This is a genomic window from Burkholderia sp. AU4i, assembly GCF_000466765.1.
Lineage (GTDB): Bacteria > Pseudomonadota > Gammaproteobacteria > Burkholderiales > Burkholderiaceae > Burkholderia > Burkholderia cepacia.
This window is the reverse complement of sequence record NZ_ASSI01000024.1, coordinates 1-18,235: the sequence shown is the minus strand read 5'-3', so window position 1 is coordinate 18,235 and position 18,235 is coordinate 1. Positions and strand designations below refer to the sequence as shown.

General features: G+C 64.8%; 20 protein-coding genes and 1 tRNA gene. 12 read left to right on the top strand and 9 right to left on the bottom strand.

The features are described from left to right. Nucleotides 1-57: 57 nt before the first annotated feature. Nucleotides 58-1,380 carry an MFS transporter gene (locus L810_RS03935; RefSeq protein ID WP_021157066.1) on the bottom strand — a complete coding sequence of 441 codons (1,323 nt, stop codon included), beginning with the start codon at nucleotides 1,378-1,380 and terminating at the stop codon, nucleotides 58-60. Between the two features lie 170 nt (nucleotides 1,381-1,550). Here L810_RS03935 and L810_RS03930 point away from each other — a divergent pair, with 170 nt between their 5' ends. From L810_RS03930 to L810_RS03920, 3 genes are all read left to right on the top strand, one after another. Continuing rightward, a complete protein-coding gene (locus L810_RS03930) occupies nucleotides 1,551-2,480 on the top strand; it encodes a LysR substrate-binding domain-containing protein (protein WP_021157065.1) in 930 nt (309 codons plus the stop codon). Nucleotides 2,481-2,602: 122 nt separating this feature from the next. Next, complete coding sequence (locus L810_RS03925; protein ID WP_021157064.1) at nucleotides 2,603-2,944, top strand: DMT family transporter; 342 nt, start codon at nucleotides 2,603-2,605, stop codon at nucleotides 2,942-2,944. A gap of 123 nt (nucleotides 2,945-3,067) precedes the next feature. Then, nucleotides 3,068-3,694 carry a LysE/ArgO family amino acid transporter gene (locus L810_RS03920; protein ID WP_021157063.1) on the top strand — a complete coding sequence of 209 codons (627 nt, stop codon included), beginning with the start codon at nucleotides 3,068-3,070 and terminating at the stop codon, nucleotides 3,692-3,694. Between the two features lie 11 nt (nucleotides 3,695-3,705). On the opposite strand, the gene L810_RS03915 is transcribed toward L810_RS03920, so the two are convergent. Together L810_RS03915 and L810_RS03910 are read right to left on the bottom strand one after the other, a co-directional pair. Beyond that, on the bottom strand, nucleotides 3,706-4,866 hold the full coding sequence (locus tag L810_RS03915; RefSeq protein WP_021157062.1) for an enolase C-terminal domain-like protein: 1,161 nt from the start codon (nucleotides 4,864-4,866) through the stop codon (nucleotides 3,706-3,708). A gap of 340 nt (nucleotides 4,867-5,206) precedes the next feature. Continuing rightward, a complete protein-coding gene (locus tag L810_RS03910) occupies nucleotides 5,207-5,551 on the bottom strand; it encodes a cupin domain-containing protein (RefSeq protein WP_027788152.1) in 345 nt (114 codons plus the stop codon). Nucleotides 5,552-6,084: 533 nt separating this feature from the next. On the opposite strand from L810_RS03910, the gene L810_RS48895 reads away from it, so the two are divergent. Then, nucleotides 6,085-7,257: an HNH endonuclease gene (locus L810_RS48895; protein WP_021157060.1), complete on the top strand. Its 1,173-nt coding sequence runs from the start codon at nucleotides 6,085-6,087 to the stop codon at nucleotides 7,255-7,257. 5 nt (nucleotides 7,258-7,262) lie between these two features. Here L810_RS48895 and L810_RS03900 read toward each other — a convergent pair whose 3' ends face one another. Continuing rightward, nucleotides 7,263-7,493, bottom strand: coding sequence for a hypothetical protein (locus L810_RS03900; RefSeq protein WP_042973109.1), 231 nt, complete (start codon nucleotides 7,491-7,493; stop codon nucleotides 7,263-7,265). Between the two features lie 157 nt (nucleotides 7,494-7,650). Here L810_RS03900 and L810_RS03895 point away from each other — a divergent pair, with 157 nt between their 5' ends. Next, nucleotides 7,651-8,886: a hypothetical protein gene (locus L810_RS03895; RefSeq protein ID WP_155635127.1), complete on the top strand. Its 1,236-nt coding sequence runs from the start codon at nucleotides 7,651-7,653 to the stop codon at nucleotides 8,884-8,886. A gap of 6 nt (nucleotides 8,887-8,892) precedes the next feature. Here L810_RS03895 and L810_RS48890 read toward each other — a convergent pair whose 3' ends face one another. After that, a complete protein-coding gene (locus L810_RS48890) occupies nucleotides 8,893-9,015 on the bottom strand; it encodes a hypothetical protein (RefSeq protein ID WP_021157059.1) in 123 nt (40 codons plus the stop codon). A 393-nt stretch (nucleotides 9,016-9,408) separates the two neighbouring features. Continuing rightward, nucleotides 9,409-10,092, bottom strand: coding sequence for a hypothetical protein (locus L810_RS03890; RefSeq protein WP_042973104.1), 684 nt, complete (start codon nucleotides 10,090-10,092; stop codon nucleotides 9,409-9,411). Between the two features lie 254 nt (nucleotides 10,093-10,346). Between L810_RS03890 and L810_RS03885 the strand changes: the two genes are divergently transcribed. Then, a tRNA-Gly gene (locus tag L810_RS03885) sits at nucleotides 10,347-10,421 on the top strand. 133 nt (nucleotides 10,422-10,554) lie between these two features. Next, nucleotides 10,555-11,322 carry a tRNA (guanosine(46)-N7)-methyltransferase TrmB gene (trmB, locus tag L810_RS03880; RefSeq protein ID WP_021157058.1) on the top strand — a complete coding sequence of 256 codons (768 nt, stop codon included), beginning with the start codon at nucleotides 10,555-10,557 and terminating at the stop codon, nucleotides 11,320-11,322. Between the two features lie 110 nt (nucleotides 11,323-11,432). On the opposite strand, the gene L810_RS03875 is transcribed toward trmB, so the two are convergent. From L810_RS03875 to L810_RS03865, 3 genes are all read right to left on the bottom strand, one after another. Continuing rightward, entirely contained in the window at nucleotides 11,433-12,263 is an 831-nt protein-coding gene (locus tag L810_RS03875) for an undecaprenyl-diphosphate phosphatase (RefSeq protein WP_021157057.1), read from the bottom strand. Nucleotides 12,264-12,344: 81 nt separating this feature from the next. Beyond that, on the bottom strand, nucleotides 12,345-12,926 hold the full coding sequence (locus L810_RS03870) for a DUF1439 domain-containing protein (RefSeq protein ID WP_021157056.1): 582 nt from the start codon (nucleotides 12,924-12,926) through the stop codon (nucleotides 12,345-12,347). Further along, nucleotides 12,923-13,240: a YkgJ family cysteine cluster protein gene (locus tag L810_RS03865; protein WP_034195806.1), complete on the bottom strand. Its 318-nt coding sequence runs from the start codon at nucleotides 13,238-13,240 to the stop codon at nucleotides 12,923-12,925. Before L810_RS03865 ends, L810_RS03870 begins: the two co-directional genes overlap by 4 nt. Nucleotides 13,241-13,412: 172 nt before the next feature. On the opposite strand from L810_RS03865, the gene hemN reads away from it, so the two are divergent. The 5 genes from hemN (at nucleotide 13,413) to urtA (ending at nucleotide 17,981) form a co-directional block, all read left to right on the top strand. Continuing rightward, nucleotides 13,413-14,804 (top strand): oxygen-independent coproporphyrinogen III oxidase, encoded by a 1,392-nt coding sequence (hemN, locus tag L810_RS03860; protein ID WP_027788157.1) that lies wholly within the window; start codon nucleotides 13,413-13,415, stop codon nucleotides 14,802-14,804. 81 nt (nucleotides 14,805-14,885) lie between these two features. Next, nucleotides 14,886-15,143: a hypothetical protein gene (locus L810_RS03855; protein WP_021157053.1), complete on the top strand. Its 258-nt coding sequence runs from the start codon at nucleotides 14,886-14,888 to the stop codon at nucleotides 15,141-15,143. Between the two features lie 104 nt (nucleotides 15,144-15,247). Then, nucleotides 15,248-15,904 carry a protein-L-isoaspartate O-methyltransferase family protein gene (locus L810_RS03850; RefSeq protein WP_021157052.1) on the top strand — a complete coding sequence of 219 codons (657 nt, stop codon included), beginning with the start codon at nucleotides 15,248-15,250 and terminating at the stop codon, nucleotides 15,902-15,904. 14 nt (nucleotides 15,905-15,918) lie between these two features. Then, on the top strand, nucleotides 15,919-16,242 hold the full coding sequence (locus L810_RS03845; RefSeq protein ID WP_011351193.1) for a rhodanese-like domain-containing protein: 324 nt from the start codon (nucleotides 15,919-15,921) through the stop codon (nucleotides 16,240-16,242). 431 nt (nucleotides 16,243-16,673) lie between these two features. Continuing rightward, nucleotides 16,674-17,981: an urea ABC transporter substrate-binding protein gene (gene urtA, locus L810_RS03840; protein WP_021157051.1), complete on the top strand. Its 1,308-nt coding sequence runs from the start codon at nucleotides 16,674-16,676 to the stop codon at nucleotides 17,979-17,981. Nucleotides 17,982-18,235 lie beyond the last annotated feature (254 nt).

Sequence of the window (18,235 nt, the reverse complement as noted above, 5' to 3'; positions counted from 1 at the left end):
GACTCCTGATATTGATGACTGGGTGTGGCTTGTTTCCGAACGATCGCGGCGCACCGCTCATTCGGGCAGCGTCTGATGGCGCGTTTCGACCGCGAACGGCAGGATCAGGATGCCGAGCCCGAACGCGGCCGCGGTCCATGCGACCGGCACGCCGAGCGATCCGTAACCGTGAATCGCGGCGCCGAGCAGGAAGTTCACGCCTGCGCCGATGAAGCGGCCGACCGACGCGTTGAACGCGAACGCGGTGGCACGCACGCGTGTCGGGTACTGCTCGGGCAGCCACAACGAGAAGATCGCGAAATTGCCGCCGAAGAAACCGAGGAACGCGAGCGACACCATGAATGCCGCGAGCCCGTTCGGCTGGTAGAACGCCCAGCCGAACGCGAACACGATCGAACCGGCCATGCCCGCGAAATACACACCGAGCGCCGTGCGCCGGCCAAGCCGTTCGGAGAGCCACGGCGCAACCAGGCAGCCGGCGATCGTCGCGCACGACAGGATCGCCGCGCCGATCGACGCGAGCCGCAGCGCGCCGATGTGATCGATGCCCGCACGCGCCGCCAGCGTCGTGACCGCGCTCGCCTCGTACACGGAGCCGGCCCACAGCCCGACGATCGCGACGCCGACCAGGCTCGCGCTCGTCAGCGTGCGGCGCAGGAAGGCCGGCGCGAAGATCTCGCGCAGCGGATGCGCGCGCCGCGCGTCGGCCACGTCGCCGTCGCGTGCGTCGTGCCGGCGCCACTGGCCGGGCTCCTTCACGCGCATCACGGTGAACACCGCGAGCAGCGCGGGCGCGAGCCCGCACAGGAACATCGCGCGCCACCCGTAGGTCGCGCCGATCGTATAGTTCAGGCACGCCGCGATGAAGAAGCCGAAGTAGTAGCCCGTCTGCAGGTAACCGGCGCCCATCTTGCGGCGATCTTCCGGCCAGCTCTCGGCCACGTAGGTGCCCGCGAGCGCCCATTCGCCGCCGACGCCGATCCCGGCGATCAAACGGCACGCGGCCAGTGCCCACACGTCGTGCACGAACGCGGCCGCGCCGGTGAACACCGAGTAGATCAGGATGCTCGCGGCGAGCGTGCGCACGCGGCCGAAGCGGTCGGCGAGCGGCCCCCAGATGAACGACAGCCCCCAGCCGATCAGGAACAGCGCGAACAGGATCGAGCCGTACATCCCGAGATTCGCGGGCGTCGCCGCGATGCCCGACGCCGGCAGCAGTTCGGTCAGCGCGGGTATCAGCACGAGCGCGTAGATCACCGAATCCACGCCGTCGAGCACCCAGCCCGCATACACGGCCCAGAAGCCCTTGACCTGCTCGCGCGTGAGCGGCGTGCGCCGCGGCTTCGCGCCGGCCGCCGGCGCGTCGATCGCCTTGAACATCTTCGTCTCCTTGCCGGCGGGGCCGGCGCTTTTGCCGCGTCCGGTCCGGGATGGCCGGCAGGCTGGCTCTTGTGTGAGACGAGTATAGAAACCCCGTCGATCGGGGAAAAATATGATATTCATCTTGCTCGATCGGATTGGCTTATGGCTTGAATCGGGAGGCGGCGGCGATGGACTTGAGGCAGTTGCGCTATTTCGTGAAGGTCGTCGAATGCGGCAACGTCACGCATGCGAGCGAAGCGCTGCATGTCGCGCAGCCGGCGGTGAGCCAGCAGATGCGCAATCTCGAACAGGATCTCGGGATGCAGCTGCTCGAACGCAGCGTGCGCGGCGTCGCGCCGACCGCCGCCGGCCGCACGCTGTACCGGCATGCGCTCGAACTGCTGCGCCAGGCCGACGGCACGCGCGAGCTGCTGCGCCGCGACGCCGACACGCCGCAGGGCCGCGTGACGGTCGGGATGCCGTCGAGCACCGCGCGCGTGCTCGCCATTCCGCTCGCCCGCGCGGTGCGCGACCGCTACCCGGGCATCATGCTGGAACTGATCGAGGCGCCGAGCGCCGATCTCGACACGCTGCTCGAACGCGCACGGCTCGATCTCGCGATCGTCGTCGACGCGGTCGAGACGCGCGGCATCGCGATCCACCGGCTGCTGACGGAAACGCTGTACCTGATCACGTGGCCCGAATTCCCGGTGCCGGACGATCCCGTGCCGCTCGACGCGATCGCACGGATGCCGCTCGTCCTGCCGAGCGCGCCGAACACGATCCGCAACCGTGTCGAATGGGCAATGCGCGAGGCCGGGCTGTCGTACGAGATCGGCTTCGAGGCGAGCTCGACCGGGCTGCTGTTCGCGGCCGTGATGGCGCAGCTCGGCGTGACGATCCTGCCGTGGACCGCCGCGCACGTCGAGATCGAGGAACGCAAGCTCAAGCTGTCGACGGTCGCGCACCGGCTGTTCGCGCGCGACCTGTCGCTGTGCTGGCACGATACGGCGCTCGTCAGCAACGCGGTGCAGAAGGTGAAAGCCGAGATCGTCCGGCTATTCGACACGCTCGGGCAGCGACCGGAGTGGGCGGCCGGCAACACCGACCGCGCATGACTGGCGCGCGCATGCCTTGTATTGCCCTTCCGCGCGTACTAAGCTGCTTTCGTTCTGGGTACCGCTGACACCTCCACTTCTCCTCGCCGCTCGGTATAAGCGTCGGGGGAAGGAGGCCGTTCGTGTCCCCGCTCCAGTCTGCCTGGCTTCTGCTGGGCGTCAGTGTCCTCGCCGAAGTGCTCGGCTCCGTCGGCCTCAAATACTCGGCCGGCTTTTCCCGCCCGCTCCCGTCCGCGCTCACCGTCGTCTGTTATGCGTGCGCCGTCTGGCTGATGGCGCTCGCGACGAAGCGGCTCGAAATGGGGCTCGCGTACGCGAGCTGGGCCGCCGCCAGCACGGCGGCCACGGCCGTGATCGGCATCGTCTGCTTCGACGAATCGGTGTCGTCGCTGAAGCTCGCCGGCATCGCGCTGACCGTTTGTGCGCTCGTCGCGCTCAACCTCGGCGAGGCGGCGACGCACTGACCGGTGGCGGGCCGGTCGTCGACGCATGGGCGCCAGGGGCATTGACAACGCCCCCGCGCGGCCCTTAACGTTTCGTTCATCGTAACCATCACCGGTTCAGCTTAAGAGGTTGTCGGCCCGCTCGTGCTCGACACCTCTGCCTTCATCGAAGGCCTGCTGCTTGGCGCCGGCCTGTTCACGTCGGTCGGCCCCAAGGACGCCTTCGTCATCAAGCGCTCGATCTCGAGCCCCCATCTCCTCTCCATCGCCCTCGTCTGCGCAGGCAGCGACGCGCTGCTGATCGCGCTCGGCGCGCAGGGGTTGTCTGCACTGCTGTCACGGCATCCCGGTGTGGTATCGGCCGCGCTGTGGGCCGGTATCGCCTATCTCGCCGGTTATGGCCTGCTCGCGCTGCGCTCGGCGATCCGGCGGCGGCAGCCGGAGCACGTCGACGATCCACACGCGCGCCACGCCCCCGCACTGTCGCGCACGCTGCTCGCGACGGCCGCGGTGTCGCTGCTCAATCCGTATGCGTGGATCGATACCGTGCTGCTGCTCGGCACCGTGATCGTGAGTCACGCGCCCACCGAACGCGCGCCGTTCGCGTTCGGCGCGATGGCGGCTTCGCTCGCGTGGTTCCTGATGCTCGCCTATGGCGCACGCGCGTGCCGCGCGTGGTTTGCCCGTACGCTGGCGTGGCGCGTGCTCGATTTGTTCGTCGCGGCGATGATGCTCGGCTTCGCGATGCGTTTCGCGATCGACGCGCTTTAGCGCTTTGGGTGTCAGCGGCCCGATACCGCGCGAAACGCGCGATGCGCGCCGGCATGCCGCTCGAAACCGATGCCCGGTGCCTGCGGCGTGCGCGCATAACCTGCGTCGACGGTTGCGCCATCGGCGAGCCCGCTGAACGGATCGAACGCGAACGGATTGACTTCCGCACCGCCGAGCCCGAGCGCAGCGACGACGTGCAGCGAGAACAGGTGGCCGCCATGTGGCCAGAACGCGTCGCGCCGCCAGCCGCGCGATGCGAAGTGCTCGACGATCTGCAGGTATCCCGGCAGCCCGTAGCAATGCACGGGGTCGAACACGAGCACGTCGCGGTCGGGACGCAGGCCGCCGTAGCGGTCGAGCAGCTTCGCTTCCGCGAGCGAGAACAGCGCTTCGCCGGCCGCGATCGGCGGCGCGTAGCGCGTGGCGACGTCCGCCTGGAGCGGCAAGTCGAGCGGATCGCAGATGTCCTCGAACCACCAGAGGCCGAACGGCTCGAGCATCGCGACGGCAATATCGACGGTCGTCGCGTCGTACGTGTTCATCGCGTCGACCGCGAGATGCGAACTGTCCGCCAACTGCGTGGCGGCCGCTTCGATGCGCCTGCTGTCCTGAGCGACGTCCGCGCCACCGATCTTGATCTTCGCGTGCGTGTAGCCAAGGTCGGCAATGCGGCGCATCTCGTCCGACAGACGCGCGAGATCGTCGTGCGGATAACGATAACCACCGCCCGCGTACACACGCACGCGCGGTGCCGCCGTGCGTCCAAGCCGGTCGGCCAGAAAGCGATTGAGCGGCAGGTCGGCGATTTTCGCGGCGGCGTCCCAGATCGCCATGTCGAGCGCGCCGATCGCCACGCAGCGTTCGCCGTGTCCGCCGGGCTTTTCGCCGGCCATCATCGCGTGCCACGCGCGGAACGGGTCGAGGTTCGTGCCGGCTTCGTCGGCGAGCGCGTCGGCGGCGGCCAGCAGGCGCGGCGCGAATCGTTCGCGGATCAGGCCGCCCTGCGCGAAGCGGCCGACCGATGCGTAGCCGTAGCCCGTCACGGGGCGGCCGTCACGCACGACGTCGGTGGTGAGCGCGACGACACTCGTCGTCAGGCCGCCGGATGGAATGGCCGGGTCGGCATAGCGGGAGACGGGAATCGTGCGTTCGCGGATGTCGGTGATACGCATGGTCGGGGTTCCGGGAGTGGCGACCGGCGCAAGCGAACGACGTACGCGATGCGACCGGAACGGTGGGCGGATCGCTGCATCATAGGGGTTTGGGCGATGACGCGCAGGCCGGCGCGGCGATCGCCTTTTCGAATCGGCCGGCGCACCGCCTGGACGGAATGCGCCAGTGTGTGCCGGCTTGAACGAGCACGCGGTTGAACGCATCGCCGGGGCTGGCGATTTGACGGCGCACACCGCATCGGCCACGCAGTCGCGCGAAAACGTGCCGTCGCCCGGAGGGCGCGAATCTCGAAGGTATCCGGACGACGACGGTATGCGTGGCTCGAATCTACCGGCGCGCTCAGGCGAAGACGAAGTACTTGCGCACCGTCTCCACCACTTCCCAGGTCCCTTTCATGCCGGGTTCGATCACGAACACGTCGCCGGCTTTCAGGTGCACCGACTCCTCGCCTTCCGGTGTGATGATGCAGTAGCCATCGAGGAAGTGGCAGTACTCCCATTTCTCGTAGTTCACCTCGAACTTGCCCGGCGTGCAGATCCAGGTACCCATGATCTTGCTGCCGTCCTTGGAGAGGTACGCGTTGAGGTTCACGGTGTGCGGATCGCCGCCGATACGCTTCCACTTGGTCGCGTCAAGGACCGGCGTCGGGCAGGTTTCGCGCAAAACGGTGATGAAATCGGACATGTCAGCTCCAGACTAACGTTCGTGTAAGAGGCTTGTCACGTTAGTGCGAAAGCGTGGTCGGGACTTGCATGCTTCCGACACCGACTCGTCTATTTTCGACACCGGCCTGCGGGGAAGCACACGACCGCCGCTTTTCGTTCGGTGTTGGCGTTGCGGTGCCGCCTGACGATGCGGTCGGCCCGCTCATGCACTGGCGCATCGGGACGGGCCGCCGTCGGGAATGCAAAGCCGTTTGCCAGCCACCCAAACAACCTTGACCTGCTTCGCGCACATGGAGTTGGCTTCCCGCGAACATGTCGCCGGTGTACTACCCCACCAATCGCTTTGATTTCAGTCCGACGTCCATGAACGTGCTCCTTCGGCAAAGCCAGCCCCTTCGCATCGTGATACATCAGCCAACCATGTGTTGACCACGTCCGAGCCAGAGGACTTGGAAACGAAATCGTCGTGGTGTCGGAAGTCGCCCATGCACCGACCTTCCCGGCAGTTCCGCAGTGTCATCGCAAAGATCCCGCTAAAATCTCGATCGTCTAGTGGACTTGAACCAGTCCGACACGTGCATCGAACGAAAAAACAAATTGACAAAAGCATTTACGATCTACTGGACCCCAGATGGTTGGATCGGCATCGGCGAAGGCAACCCTATTCGAGCCGCTGGCGGATCGGGGTACAAAGGAAAAATCGAGAACGGCAGCCGCGTCTACGTAACAAACATCTTGAAGGGACAGCTACGTTTGCTCGGGGCATTTACCGCAAAAGAGGTGATCGTCACGGCCGAACAAGGTAAGCCTGCTTCAGCTACCTGGGATGCGCCTGAATATCTGATTGCGGAGAAGGGGTCATCAACTCCCCTGCTGATCCGGCCAGTACCAGATGATTTGACCACCTCACTGCGGTTTCTCACGTCAACCGGTAAGGAAAAGGCGATCGCCCTCAACGAGGATGGCACCGTGAACGGCCAGGCAATGCGCGCTGTTCGAGAGCTAACTCCTGAGTCGGCTGCCAGCCTGGACAACCTACTGGAAAGCAAACTTGAATCTGATTGGACCGAAGCAGAGTTGCGGGCCTCAGCCGCCGCGTATCTCGACATGGCACGTCGGTTCCGCGAAGGTCAACCAGTTGTGAAAAGGCAGGTCTATCGAGATCTCGCTGCCCAGATCGGTCGAACAGAAAAATCTTGCGAGTACCGGATGCAGAACATCTCCTACGTCCTGGCACTCATGGGGCGAGACTGGATCAAAGGACTGCCACCCGCAAAGAATGTCGGGGTGAAGGTCGCAGGGCAGATGGAAGCGCTCATCGGCGAATTGGAGGGCCGACAGGAATCACCCCGGGCTGCCGAGACTGTGGTCGTAGCCAAGCTCCGCAGGACGCTGAAAGAACGCCCGGATGGAAGCAAGACGCCCGAGAGGACCAATTCGACAACTACCAGCTTCGTCCGGAATCCGCAGGTCAAGGCTTGGGTGCTTGACCGGGCGGAGGCAACTTGCGAGGCGTGTGACCAGCCGGCTCCGTTTATCGGCGCTGACGGCTTCCCATTTCTCGAAGTCCATCATCTCCGAAAGCTGGCGGACGGCGGATCAGATACGGTGACGAATGCGGTTGCCGTTTGCCCCAACTGCCATCGGCGCCTTCACTTCTCGGAAGACGCTTCCGCGCATCGAGAAACACTCTATGGAAAGGTCGCTGAACTGGAACGCGAATAGAAGGTTCAGAATTTGCGCCAACTGCTGGTGTATATCGCCCACGTGGATTCGATGAGCCTCGCACTCACCTGATCCATCTCGAATCCTGGGATATCTTCGAGGAGCATCAACAAATTTTCGGTGAAATCTGCTCGAGAAAGATCGCTGTCGGAATCTTCGCGAACTGCCATAGCCAGTTCGCGAATCTGCTCGATGGTCAGCGGTGGGAAATCGTCGCGGCGTTGAATGTCGTCCATACGACGACTATCTCGGCACCTCCACAATCAGCGCAACGCGCGGACAGCTTTCAACTACGGACGGTTCGCGAAAATGTCAGAACTGGCGGCCGCACGATCTCCAATCTGTTTATCATAAACGTGTAGTCCCATTCGAGCATGTCGACACGCGAACGCAATGAAGACCAGTCCCTCACTTAACCCACCGTTGCGGATCCTGCATAGAAAGCTTAAAGAGCCGAAATCGATCGCTGAGGTACGTCAATACTTCGCCGGAATGACGCCTGCGGATGTGCTATGCCAAGCATATCTAAAGGTGCTTGCCCGTGCTCACAATATGTCCGGGGCATCCTTTATCCAGCACACCACGGGACTATCGAGATCGCAGCTGCGGCTAGGGGTGCAGCGTCAGTCCACCCTCGATCGCGCGATGCAACGTCGCATCGCAAATATGCGATCGCAGCTCCGCCGCAAGCAATGGAAACCCGAGGAAATTGCGGAGTTCGAGGCCGGGTTCCCCAGCCTTCGCTCAGACTTTCCGACCGCCTACGCCGATTTTACTTATGCTGTCTTTTACGGATTTGGCGGCGGCGAAGAGGCCATCTCTCATGCCATCGAGATCGACAGACTGATCTGGAATCTGGAACATGCGTATCGCAACGGTTTGCCGCCTGTCCAAATTGGGCGGATATTACGTGATTGTTCCGTCTTCGACGCTGAGCACTTTGACCGTGCGGAAGGCCAACTCGTGGCAGATTATTCTGAGCGACAAGCGCTTGCGGAACTCGCCCAGACCTCATCGTGGGAGGAGGCAACACCCCTCATCGCTCTGATCGGCGTACATTGCTTAATCTCCCTGCTAGCGATCTTTGATATCTGCATGCAGAGATACCTCGGCCCGGTCTGGTCAGATTCCATCGATGGCTCGGTGGTAACCCGATTGTTTCCGCGCCTGTCCCCTCGTGCCGCCGTCGAGACGGGCCGACCAAGCCGGCGCGGTTTGGTCGAATTGCCAGTAGCGCTGCTGCTGGACTTCAGTGTTCGCCTGATCTACCGCTGGCGTAATGGCCAGTGGCCGCGCAAACGACCGTCCTGGAAGGAGGTGGCGTGCTGGACCACTTCCGTGTCCGCTGGCCTTTTGGCACAGTGGAGATCTGGGCAGAAGGCAATGACCGCTGCAGACTTCGCGCGATTTTGGTTGGAGGCATGCTGCACGCCAAAACGCCAGCAGCATCCCCCTCCGATTCCCATGCCGCTGTATTTCGCAGCCATCATGCTTGAGACGTGCTGCGTCACTTGGAAGAAGCGAGGACAGCACCGCAGCGTCCTGCTCCTCGACCGAGACGACTACCTGGCCCACCGCCAACACTTGATGGAAGCCGCGACGGTGGGTGCATCGGGTCAGAGCGCCTAACTTTTTTTACTCATCAGCCAAGCGTTCTTCCCAGTCGTCCGGCCGCTCGTCCTCGCCACGAGACTGCCAATAGGCGTCGTTGTTCGGGTTCAGTTGATCGGCGTGGTTGTCGAGATCGTGCTTTTCCATGCTGGATTCCTCCTCGGTTCACCTGCCACCTGGCAGTGAGCCGATGGTGCCGCTCAACGCTGACGAAATAATCCTGAATCTTGACGATTTGGATCCGCAGCCTGCTTCACGTCCAAGGAGTTGGTTTCCCGTGAACATCTCGCCGGTGTACTGCCCCACCAATCACCGCGATTTCAGCCCGACACCCGTGAACGTGATTCCCCCTCGGCAAAAACAGCCACTTCGCATCGTGATACATCCGCCAACCACGTGTTGATCACATCCGAGCAAGGGGACTGGGAAACAAAATCGCCGTAGTGTTGAGTATCGCTCATGCACCGACTTCTCTTGGCAGTTCCGCAGTCGGCACAGCAAAGAGCTCAACTAAAGACTTGATCGTCTAAACGACGTTGATTACCGTTCGGAACGTAGCCACTCATCACCCCGTTGCAACAAAGCAATCATCGATTCGTGCACCAGCCTATCGCGATTCTTCAATTGTTCAGCGTATTGAACAAGTATGGCGTGCTTCCGGCGAATGCGTGCGTCCCGGTCTTGACCATGATAAGACACATCAAAATTCATCAAGTCCGTTACAAGATGATTATTTAACTGAAAAGAGTAGATCAGCCCCTTGGCCTTAGCGTAGGTCACGATAATCAAGCGTCTCAGTTCTTCATCCGCGATCTTACCAACCTGCGAGGACGCTCGGTTATACACCGTGAATGCTTCCGTGGTGACCGGAAATATTACGTCGAAGAATCCGCCCTCCGGTACAGCCAGTAGCTGCTGGCGAACGCCTACGTTGTAGCCTTCCCAAATTGCATTAATCTCTTCTCTTATCGCCTGCACGAAAGCCAGTGTCTCCGCCAACTCTTTCCGGGCGTCGTCGGCCGCATGCCGCACCTCAGCCTCTCGGGTATCTCGATATTGCTTGTTAGCAACCCAGATTGCGATGAGGATCGCACCGATTGACCCCGCGGCCTGCACCCAAGCAGCCGCACTTGCGGCGTCCGTGGCTGGATAGTGACAATACACACTCGTACCGGCTACGGCAGCGAGCGTTAGCAGCGCAATTAGCCATTTGTCGTGTTTCATCGCATTCCCCGTTTTTTCCGGCGATCCTACCACTGGAGGAGCATTGCAGTAGGGCTGCGCTTGCTGAGGCGCAAATGGCGAGGGCGGAAACCAGTCCGAGCAGCCGGCCCTGGTCATCGTTGCATCTTGCAGCGAATGCAAATACCCGCCAGCGACGCCACTGTTTCGCCGCCGAGCCATGCCAGTTTCGATACCAGCGACCCGAACCTCCCGCTTGCCATCCCCACCCAAACCCCTGTAGAATCACGCGTTCTGCGGGCGTCGTATAATGGCCATTACCTCAGCTTCCCAAGCTGATGACGTGGGTTCGATTCCCATCGCCCGCTCCACTTTCCGGCTGCATCGCAGCCTGCGCAAAAGCCGCCTCGTCGAAGGCGGCTTTTTTGTACCATGTGCCGGTTCACCCGGCGCACTGCTGCGCGCAACGGGCCCTCGCCCGCAACCGAGCCTTTCTCTGTACCGATGATGCACGACGATCCGAACGAAGCCGGCCTGCCGCCGCACGACGACGCCATTCCCGACGAAGCCGCCGAAGGCGCCGACGCCGTCAATCCGCTGCACCACCGCCGCATCCGCAGCTTCGTGACGCGCGCCGGCCGCGTGTCGACCGGCCAGCGCCGCGCGCTCGACGAACTCGGCCCGCGCTTCGTGGTGCCGTATGCGCCGGAGCTGCCCGACTGGAATGCGGTGTTCGGCCGCAGCGCGCCGCGCATCCTCGAGATCGGCTTCGGGATGGGCGCATCGACGGCGGAAATCGCCGCGAACCGCCCCGGCGACGACTTCCTCGGCGTCGAAGTGCACGAGCCGGGCGTCGGCGCGCTGCTGAAGCTGATCGGCGAGCAGGATTTGCCGAACATCCGCATCATCCAGCACGACGCGGTCGAGGTGCTCGAGCACATGCTTGCGCCGGAAAGTCTCGACGGCGTGCACATCTTCTTCCCCGACCCGTGGCACAAGGCGCGCCACCACAAGCGCCGGCTGATCCAGCCGCCGCTCGTCGCGCATCTCGCGTCGCGCCTGAAGCCCGGCGCATACATTCACTGCGCGACCGACTGGCAGAACTACGCCGAGCAGATGCTGGAAGTGCTCGGCGCGGAACCGACGCTCGAAAACACCGCCGCCGACTACGCCCCGCGCCCCGACTACCGCCCGGTCACGAAGTTCGAACGGCGCGGGCTGCGCCTCGGCCACGGCGTGTGGGACCTGGTGTTCCGCAAGCGCGCCGGCTGAGCCTTCCCGCTGCGGCGGCGCAGGCCGCCCGGATCCGGATAAAAAAAGCCCGATCGGTTATCTGCCGATCGGGCTTTTCTCATTGGAGGCGCGCCCGCCTCCGTGCCGCGTCACGCCCAGTTCAGCCAGCCGCTGTACCCGACCAGCAGCACGAACAGCCCGAACGCGATCCGGTACCACGCGAACACCGTGAAATCGTGCGTCGCGACGTAGCGCAGCAGCCAGCGCACGCACACGAACGCACTGACGAACGCGGCGACGAGGCCAAGCGCGAACAGGCCGAGCGAATCGACGGTGAACGCCTGCCAGTCCTTGACGGTTTCATAGAGTGTCGCGCCGAAGATGATCGGAATCGCGAGGAAGAACGAGAATTCGGTGGCGACGCGCCGGTCGAGACCGAACAGCATCCCGCCGATGATCGTCGAGCCCGAGCGCGACATGCCGGGAATCAGCGCGAAGCACTGCGCGATGCCGACCTTGAGCGCATCGAGCGGGGTCAGCGCGTCGACCGACACCACGCGCGGCGGCTCGCTGCGTTCGCGCTGCCGCGCCTCGGCCCACAGGATGATCGCCCCGCCCACGACGAGCGCGAACGCGACGGGTACCGGCGAGAACAGCACCGCCTTGATCTTCTTCTCGAGCAGGAGGCCGAGTGCGATCGCGGGAATCGTCGCGATCACGACGTTCAGCGTGAAGCGCCGCGCATCGGGCCGGCTGGGCAGCCCGGATACGATGGACGCGATCCGTTGCCGGTATTCCCAGCAGACCGCGAGAATCGCCCCGAACTGGATCACGACGTCGAAAGTCTTCGCGTGCGAATCGTTGAAATTCAGGAAGCTGCCCGCGACGATCAGGTGACCGGTGCTCGACACCGGCAGGAATTCCGTCAGCCCCTCGACGACGCCGAGGATCAAAGCCTTGCAGATCAGGATCCAGTCCATCCGTGGCCCAACTCCGAAATGGTCGAATGAATGGGCCACTCTTCCACGCGCGGCCCCCCTCCGGCCGGGCGCGGTTCGTCGTCACTTTTCGACGATCGCCACGCGTATGCCGTTTGTAAGAATCGTAATTGTACCGGGTTCGTAGTTCACCCCGGCAAATTGCAGCTGTTCGGGCTTGAACGTGTAGATCGGATAGTTGGTCAGCAACTGCGTCGCGAGCAGGCCCGCGGCCGCGCCGACCTGTTGCGCGTACATCTGCGCGTCGCCGTCGAGCGCGAGGCTGTCGACGGCCGGCGACTTCAGCACCACCGAACGGCTCGGTGCGTCGTAAGCAAGCTGGCCCGACACGGTGAACTTGCCGCTGACGGGCGCGCGCAGGAACGGGCTCGCGAAATGCGCGTCGAGCTGCACGGCGACGCGGTTCTGGTCGGGCAGCAGGTTGACGGCCGGGTTCGCGAGCGACACGTCGACGACCTGCGCGACCGTCTTCTGGTACGGGAACTTGCGGGCGACGGCCTTCTGCACGTCGCCGCGCGAGAACGTGTAGTGATCGGGGATGAACGGGAAGGTCGACGCGCAAGCGGCGAGCGACAGCGTCACGCCGATGGCGCCGACGGTTGCGGCGAGGAAACGGCGCCGGCCGGGCGCGCAAGGTGCGGTCATGCTGAACACTCTCCTGGTTGCGACGGCCGCGTCGCGGCTTCGAGACGCGTGAGCCACGCGAGCGCGTCGTCGCGCGACGCGCCGCACATGTCCGCGGCAGGCTGCAGCCCGGAACAGCACGCGGGCCGCTCGGGGCGGCCGAAGATCCGGCAGCGCAGGTCGTCGCCGAGCTGCACGCAGCGCACGCCGGCCGGCTTGCCGTCGGGCATGCCCGGAATCGGGCTGGAAATCGACGGCGCGATGCAGCACGCGCCGCAGCCCTCGCGGCACGCATGCGGCGGCGGGACATCGGCAGGCGCCGGGCGGACAGGCATTTCGACGGACACTCGGCTCTCTCGAACGAACAACAAAAAACGGTGCGGCAACCGGACGCGGTGCCGGCAGCCCCACCCCGCATTGTGCCATCGCCGGCTGCGACGTTATTACACAATGCAGCTCAATCGCGCGTTTATATACTCGAAAGCATCTAAAAAGCGCGAGACCATCATGCGTTCCGGTTCTGCCGACTCAATGTTCCGTCCCGATTTGCTCGCGAAATACGGCGCGAACGGGCCGCGCTATACGTCGTACCCCACCGCGCTGCAGTTCCGCGACGATTTCGACCCGGCCGACTACCTCCGCGCGGCGAGCGACCCCGGCGCCTCGTCGAGCGAGCTGTCGCTGTACTTCCACATCCCGTTCTGCAACACCGCATGCTTCTACTGCGGCTGCAACAAGATCGCGACCAACAACCGCCGCCGCGCGCGCCCGTATCTCGAGCAGCTCAAGCGCGAGATGGCGCTGCAGGCCGCGCTGTTCGATCCCGCACGCCCGGTCACGCAGTTGCACTGGGGCGGCGGCACGCCCACCTTCCTGTCCGACGACGAAACGGCCGAGCTGATGGCGGCCACGCGCGAGCACTTCGCGCTCGCGCCGGATGCCGACGCCGAATTCTCGATCGAGATCGATCCGCGCACGGTCACGCCCGCCACGCTCGTCCACCTGCGCAATATCGGCTTCAACCGGCTGAGCCTCGGCGTGCAGGATTTCGACCCGGCCGTGCAACAGGCGATCAACCGTGTCCAGCCGCGCGCGATGACGGCCGACCTGCTCTCCGCCGCGCGCACGACGGGGTTTCATTCGGTGAGCGTCGACCTGATCTACGGGCTGCCGCACCAGACCGTTGCCGTCTTCGCGCGCACGCTGGAAACGATCATCGAACTCGCGCCCGACCGGCTGTCGGTGTTCGGCTACGCGCACATGCCGCACCTGTTCAAGATGCAGCGGCAGATCGACGATGCGACGCTGCCGCCGCCGGAAACGCGCATCGCGCTGCTCGGCCTCGCGATCGACATGCTGACGTCGGCCGGCTACGTGTACATCGGGATGGACCACTTCGCGCGGCCGTCCGACGAACTCGTGCGCGCGCAGCGCAACGGCACGCTGCAACGCAATTTCCAGGGCTACAGCACGCGCGCGGATACCGACCTCGTCGGTTTCGGCGTGTCGTCGATCGGCAAGGTCGGCGACGTCTACGCGCAGAACGCGAAGGACCTGCCCGCCTACGGCGCCGCGCTCGACGCGGGCCGGCTGCCGATCGCGCGCGGCGTACGGCTCACGCCCGACGACCGGCTGCGCCGCGACGTGATCACGCAGCTGATGTGCAACCTCGAACTGCCGTTCTCGCATGTCGAGGCCGCACACGGCATCCGCTTCGCCGATCATTTCGCGCGCGAACTCGACGCGCTGCGCCCGTTCGAGCGCGACGGGCTGCTGACGATCGCGGGCGACCGCCTGACGATCCATCCGGCCGGCCGGATGGTCGTGCGCAACATCGCGATGGCGTTCGACGCGTACCTCGGGCAAACGCAGCAGCAGCGGTATTCACGCACGGTCTAGGGTCGGCCGGGCGCCGGCCGGGCGCATGCGGGCGGCCGGTTTGATACAGTGTGGGGCTTACGCCCCGCCAGAATCCGCACGATGCGCACCACCAAAGCGACCCACGCGGTCGAACGCCTGAAGACCCGCTCCGGCAACCCGCATTTCGCGGCCGTCGCAATGGCGGGCGGCCTGTTCTATCTCGTCGACCGCTCCGGCGGCACCGCCGAGAAGCGCTGCGAGCCGCTGCCGCTCGACGAGTTCGTCAAGTTCGTCGACGAATTCGGCCCCAAAAAGCCGCGCAAGGCGAGCAAGCTCGACCTCGCCTTCGAGGCGCAGATCAGGAAGAGCAAGGGGTAAAGGTCTGTTGCAGGCCGCCTGAAGGCTTTGCAGCCGCCCCGTTTGGTACAATCACGAAGTTTCTCTATCCCCGCTGATGGCCGACCAGGCTGCGTGACCACACCATGAATATCGAAAACGCGCGTTTCAACATGATCGAACAACAGATCCGGCCGTGGGACGTGCTGGATCTCGACGTCCTGGGCCTGCTGTCGATCGTCAAGCGTGAAAACTACGTTCCGGCCGAATACCGCGATCTCGCGTTCGCCGACCTCGAACTGCCGCTGCCGGGCGGCACCAGCAAGATGCTGTTCCCGCGCGTCGAAGCGCGCGTGCTGCAGGAGCTGGCCGTCAAGAAGCACGAGAACGTGCTCGTGATCGGCGCCGGTTCGGGCTACCTGGCCGCGCTGTTCGCGCATCGCGCCCGGCACGTGACGGCCGTCGAGATCGATCCGGCCATCGCGAAGTTCGCGGAAGACAACCTGCGCAACGACGGCGTGACCAACGCGGAAGTCGTCCTCGGCGACGGTTCGCGCGGCTGGGCCGGCAAGGCGCCGTACGACGTGATCTGCGTCGCGGGCGGCCTGCCCGTCGTGCCGCAGGAAATGCTCGAGCAGCTGAAGGTCGGCGGCCGCCTGTCGGCATTCGTCGGCGGCCGTCCGGTGATGAAGGCGCAGATCATCACGCGCATCGACGACAAGCAGTACCGCGTCGCCGACGTGTTCGAAACCTACATCGACCACCTCGTCAACGCGATCGAGCCGTCGCGCTTCAAGTTCTGAGCAGCGGAGCCTCCATGCAGATCCTGACCGCCGCGATGCTCGCGGAATGGCTCGGCGACAAGGCGCGCCCCGCGCCGGTCGTGCTCGACGTGCGCGAACCGTGGGAAATCGCGACCGCGCACATCGCCGGCAGCGTGTCGATCCCGATGCAGCAGATTCCCGCGCGCAGCGAAGAGCTCGACGACGAAGCGGAAATCGTCTGCGTGTGCCATCACGGGATGCGCAGCGCGCAGGTCGCGATGTTCCTCGAGTCGCGCGGCTTCACGAAGCTGTACAACCTGCAAGGCGGGATCGACGCGTGGTCGCGCGACGTCGATCCGTCCGTCCCGCGCTACTGATCCCGCCGGTGGCGCATCGCGCGCCGCCGCACCGGCCGGCACATCGCCGCCGGTCATACCGACCCGCCGAACGGGCGCGCATGGCGCGCCCGTTTTTCTTTCCCGCTCCGGTTCGTCTCGGCGTCGTCTGACCTGCGACGGTCCCGCGCCGCCCCACCCCGCTTGGCGTGAAGTCATGGTGCACGACCGTTCCCGCACCGCACGCAGGCACCGGAACGGGGAACCCCGACCGTGCACCATTTCCGCCCGCGACCCTGCACCGCGACGGACCGCGCATGCTGCACGACGCGTCATGTGCCCCGTCCCGGCGCCCCACCCTGCCCCGCGCAGGCACGCCGGGCGTGCATCCGCACGACTGGCACATGCCTTGCGTTATCTGTTGGCCGACGCCGTCAAGGCGCACGCATATCCAACACGTCAAGGGGAACCCGATGAAACGTCGCAGTCTGTTGAAGTTCGGTTCGATGGCCGGCGCGCTTGCGCTCGCGGGCAAGAGCCCGTTCGCGCACGCGGCCGATGCGGGCACCGGCCCGATCAAGGTCGGCATCCTGCACTCGCTGTCGGGCACGATGGCGATCTCGGAGACGTCGCTGAAGGACACCGCGCTGATGACGATCGCCGACATCAACAAGAGCGGCGGCGTGATGGGCCGCAAGCTCGAGCCCGTGGTGGTCGATCCCGCGTCGAACTGGCCGCTGTTCGCCGAGAAGGCGCGCCAGCTGCTCACGCAGGACAAGGTCGCGTGCGTGTTCGGCTGCTGGACGTCGGTGTCGCGCAAGTCGGTGCTGCCGGTGTTCGAGGAGCTGAACGGGCTGCTCTACTACCCGGTGCAGTACGAAGGCGAGGAAATGTCGCGCAACGTGTTCTATACGGGCGCGGCGCCGAACCAGCAGGCGATCCCGGCCGTCGAGTACCTGATGGGCGCGGAAGGCGGCAGCGCGAAGCGCTTCTTCCTGCTCGGCACCGACTACGTGTATCCGCGCACGACCAACAAGATCCTGCGCGCGTTCCTGAAATCGAAGGGCGTGAAGGACGCCGACATTCAGGAGGTCTACACGCCGTTCGGCCACAGCGATTACCAGACCATCGTCGCGAACATCAAGAACTTCTCGCAGGGCGGCAAGACGACCGTGATCTCGACGATCAACGGCGACTCGAACGTGCCGTTCTACAAGGAGCTCGGCAACCAGGGGATCAAGGCGACCGACGTGCCGGTCGTCGCGTTCTCGGTCGGCGAGGAGGAACTGCGCGGGATCGACACGAAGCCGCTCGTCGGCCACCTCGCCGCGTGGAATTACTTCATGTCGGTGAAGAACCCGACCAACACGAAGTTCAAGGACCAGTTCGCCGCATGGGTGAAGGCGAACAACCTGCCGGGCGGCGCGAAGCGCGTGACCAACGACCCGATGGAGGCGACCTATGTGGGCATCCACATGTGGAAGCAGGCCGTCGAGAAGGCGAAGAGCACCGACGTCGACAAGGTGCGTGTCGCGATGATCGGCCAGACGGTTGCCGCGCCGTCGGGCTTCACGCTCGCGATGGACGGCAACCATCACCTGCACAAGCCGGTGATGATCGGCGAGATCCGCGGCGACGGGCAGTTCAACGTCGTGTGGAAGACGAAGACGGCCGTGCGCGCGCAACCGTGGAGCCCGTACATCGCGGGTAACCAGGGCAAGCCGGACATCGTCACGTCGATCCCGGCGTTCCTGCGCCGGCAGCGCACGGCGCTCGCCTGACGCGACGCGGGGCGTCGCGCACCGGCGCGATGCTCCGCCCGCTTGCAGGCGCCGCTGTACCGGGCGCGCTTGCCGACGCACCGCAAGCGCCCGCGCATCGCCGCCCGCATCCGCCTTCCACGCCCGACAGGATTTCCCGATGCCTACACGCTTTCGCCGAGCCGCCGTCGCGATCGTCGCGTGCGCCGCCCTCGCGGGCGGGCTGCCGCGCGCCGCGTTCGCGCTGACGGCCGCCGATACCGCCGCGCTCGCCG

Bases quoted from the DNA above. Each gene is read 5' to 3' on its own strand.
- urtA (WP_021157051.1), top strand. From the start codon at position 16,674: ATGAAACGTCGCAGTCTGTTGAAGTTCGGTTCGATGGCCGGCGCGCTT.
- L810_RS03910 (WP_027788152.1), bottom strand. From the start codon at position 5,551: ATGTCCGATTTCATCACCGTTTTGCGCGAAACCTGCCCGACGCCGGTC.
- hemN (WP_027788157.1), top strand. From the start codon at position 13,413: ATGCGTTCCGGTTCTGCCGACTCAATGTTCCGTCCCGATTTGCTCGCG.
- L810_RS03870 (WP_021157056.1), bottom strand. From the start codon at position 12,926: ATGACCGCACCTTGCGCGCCCGGCCGGCGCCGTTTCCTCGCCGCAACC.
- L810_RS03855 (WP_021157053.1), top strand. From the start codon at position 14,886: ATGCGCACCACCAAAGCGACCCACGCGGTCGAACGCCTGAAGACCCGC.
- L810_RS03890 (WP_042973104.1), bottom strand. From the start codon at position 10,092: ATGAAACACGACAAATGGCTAATTGCGCTGCTAACGCTCGCTGCCGTA.
- L810_RS03845 (WP_011351193.1), top strand. From the start codon at position 15,919: ATGCAGATCCTGACCGCCGCGATGCTCGCGGAATGGCTCGGCGACAAG.
- trmB (WP_021157058.1), top strand. From the start codon at position 10,555: ATGATGCACGACGATCCGAACGAAGCCGGCCTGCCGCCGCACGACGAC.
- L810_RS03865 (WP_034195806.1), bottom strand. From the start codon at position 13,240: ATGCCTGTCCGCCCGGCGCCTGCCGATGTCCCGCCGCCGCATGCGTGC.
- L810_RS03875 (WP_021157057.1), bottom strand. From the start codon at position 12,263: ATGGACTGGATCCTGATCTGCAAGGCTTTGATCCTCGGCGTCGTCGAG.
- L810_RS03895 (WP_155635127.1), top strand. From the start codon at position 7,651: ATGAAGACCAGTCCCTCACTTAACCCACCGTTGCGGATCCTGCATAGA.
- L810_RS03850 (WP_021157052.1), top strand. From the start codon at position 15,248: ATGAATATCGAAAACGCGCGTTTCAACATGATCGAACAACAGATCCGG.
- L810_RS03915 (WP_021157062.1), bottom strand. From the start codon at position 4,866: ATGCGTATCACCGACATCCGCGAACGCACGATTCCCGTCTCCCGCTAT.
- L810_RS03900 (WP_042973109.1), bottom strand. From the start codon at position 7,493: ATGGACGACATTCAACGCCGCGACGATTTCCCACCGCTGACCATCGAG.
- L810_RS03930 (WP_021157065.1), top strand. From the start codon at position 1,551: ATGGACTTGAGGCAGTTGCGCTATTTCGTGAAGGTCGTCGAATGCGGC.
- L810_RS48890 (WP_021157059.1), bottom strand. From the start codon at position 9,015: ATGGAAAAGCACGATCTCGACAACCACGCCGATCAACTGAACCCGAAC.
- L810_RS03935 (WP_021157066.1), bottom strand. From the start codon at position 1,380: ATGTTCAAGGCGATCGACGCGCCGGCGGCCGGCGCGAAGCCGCGGCGC.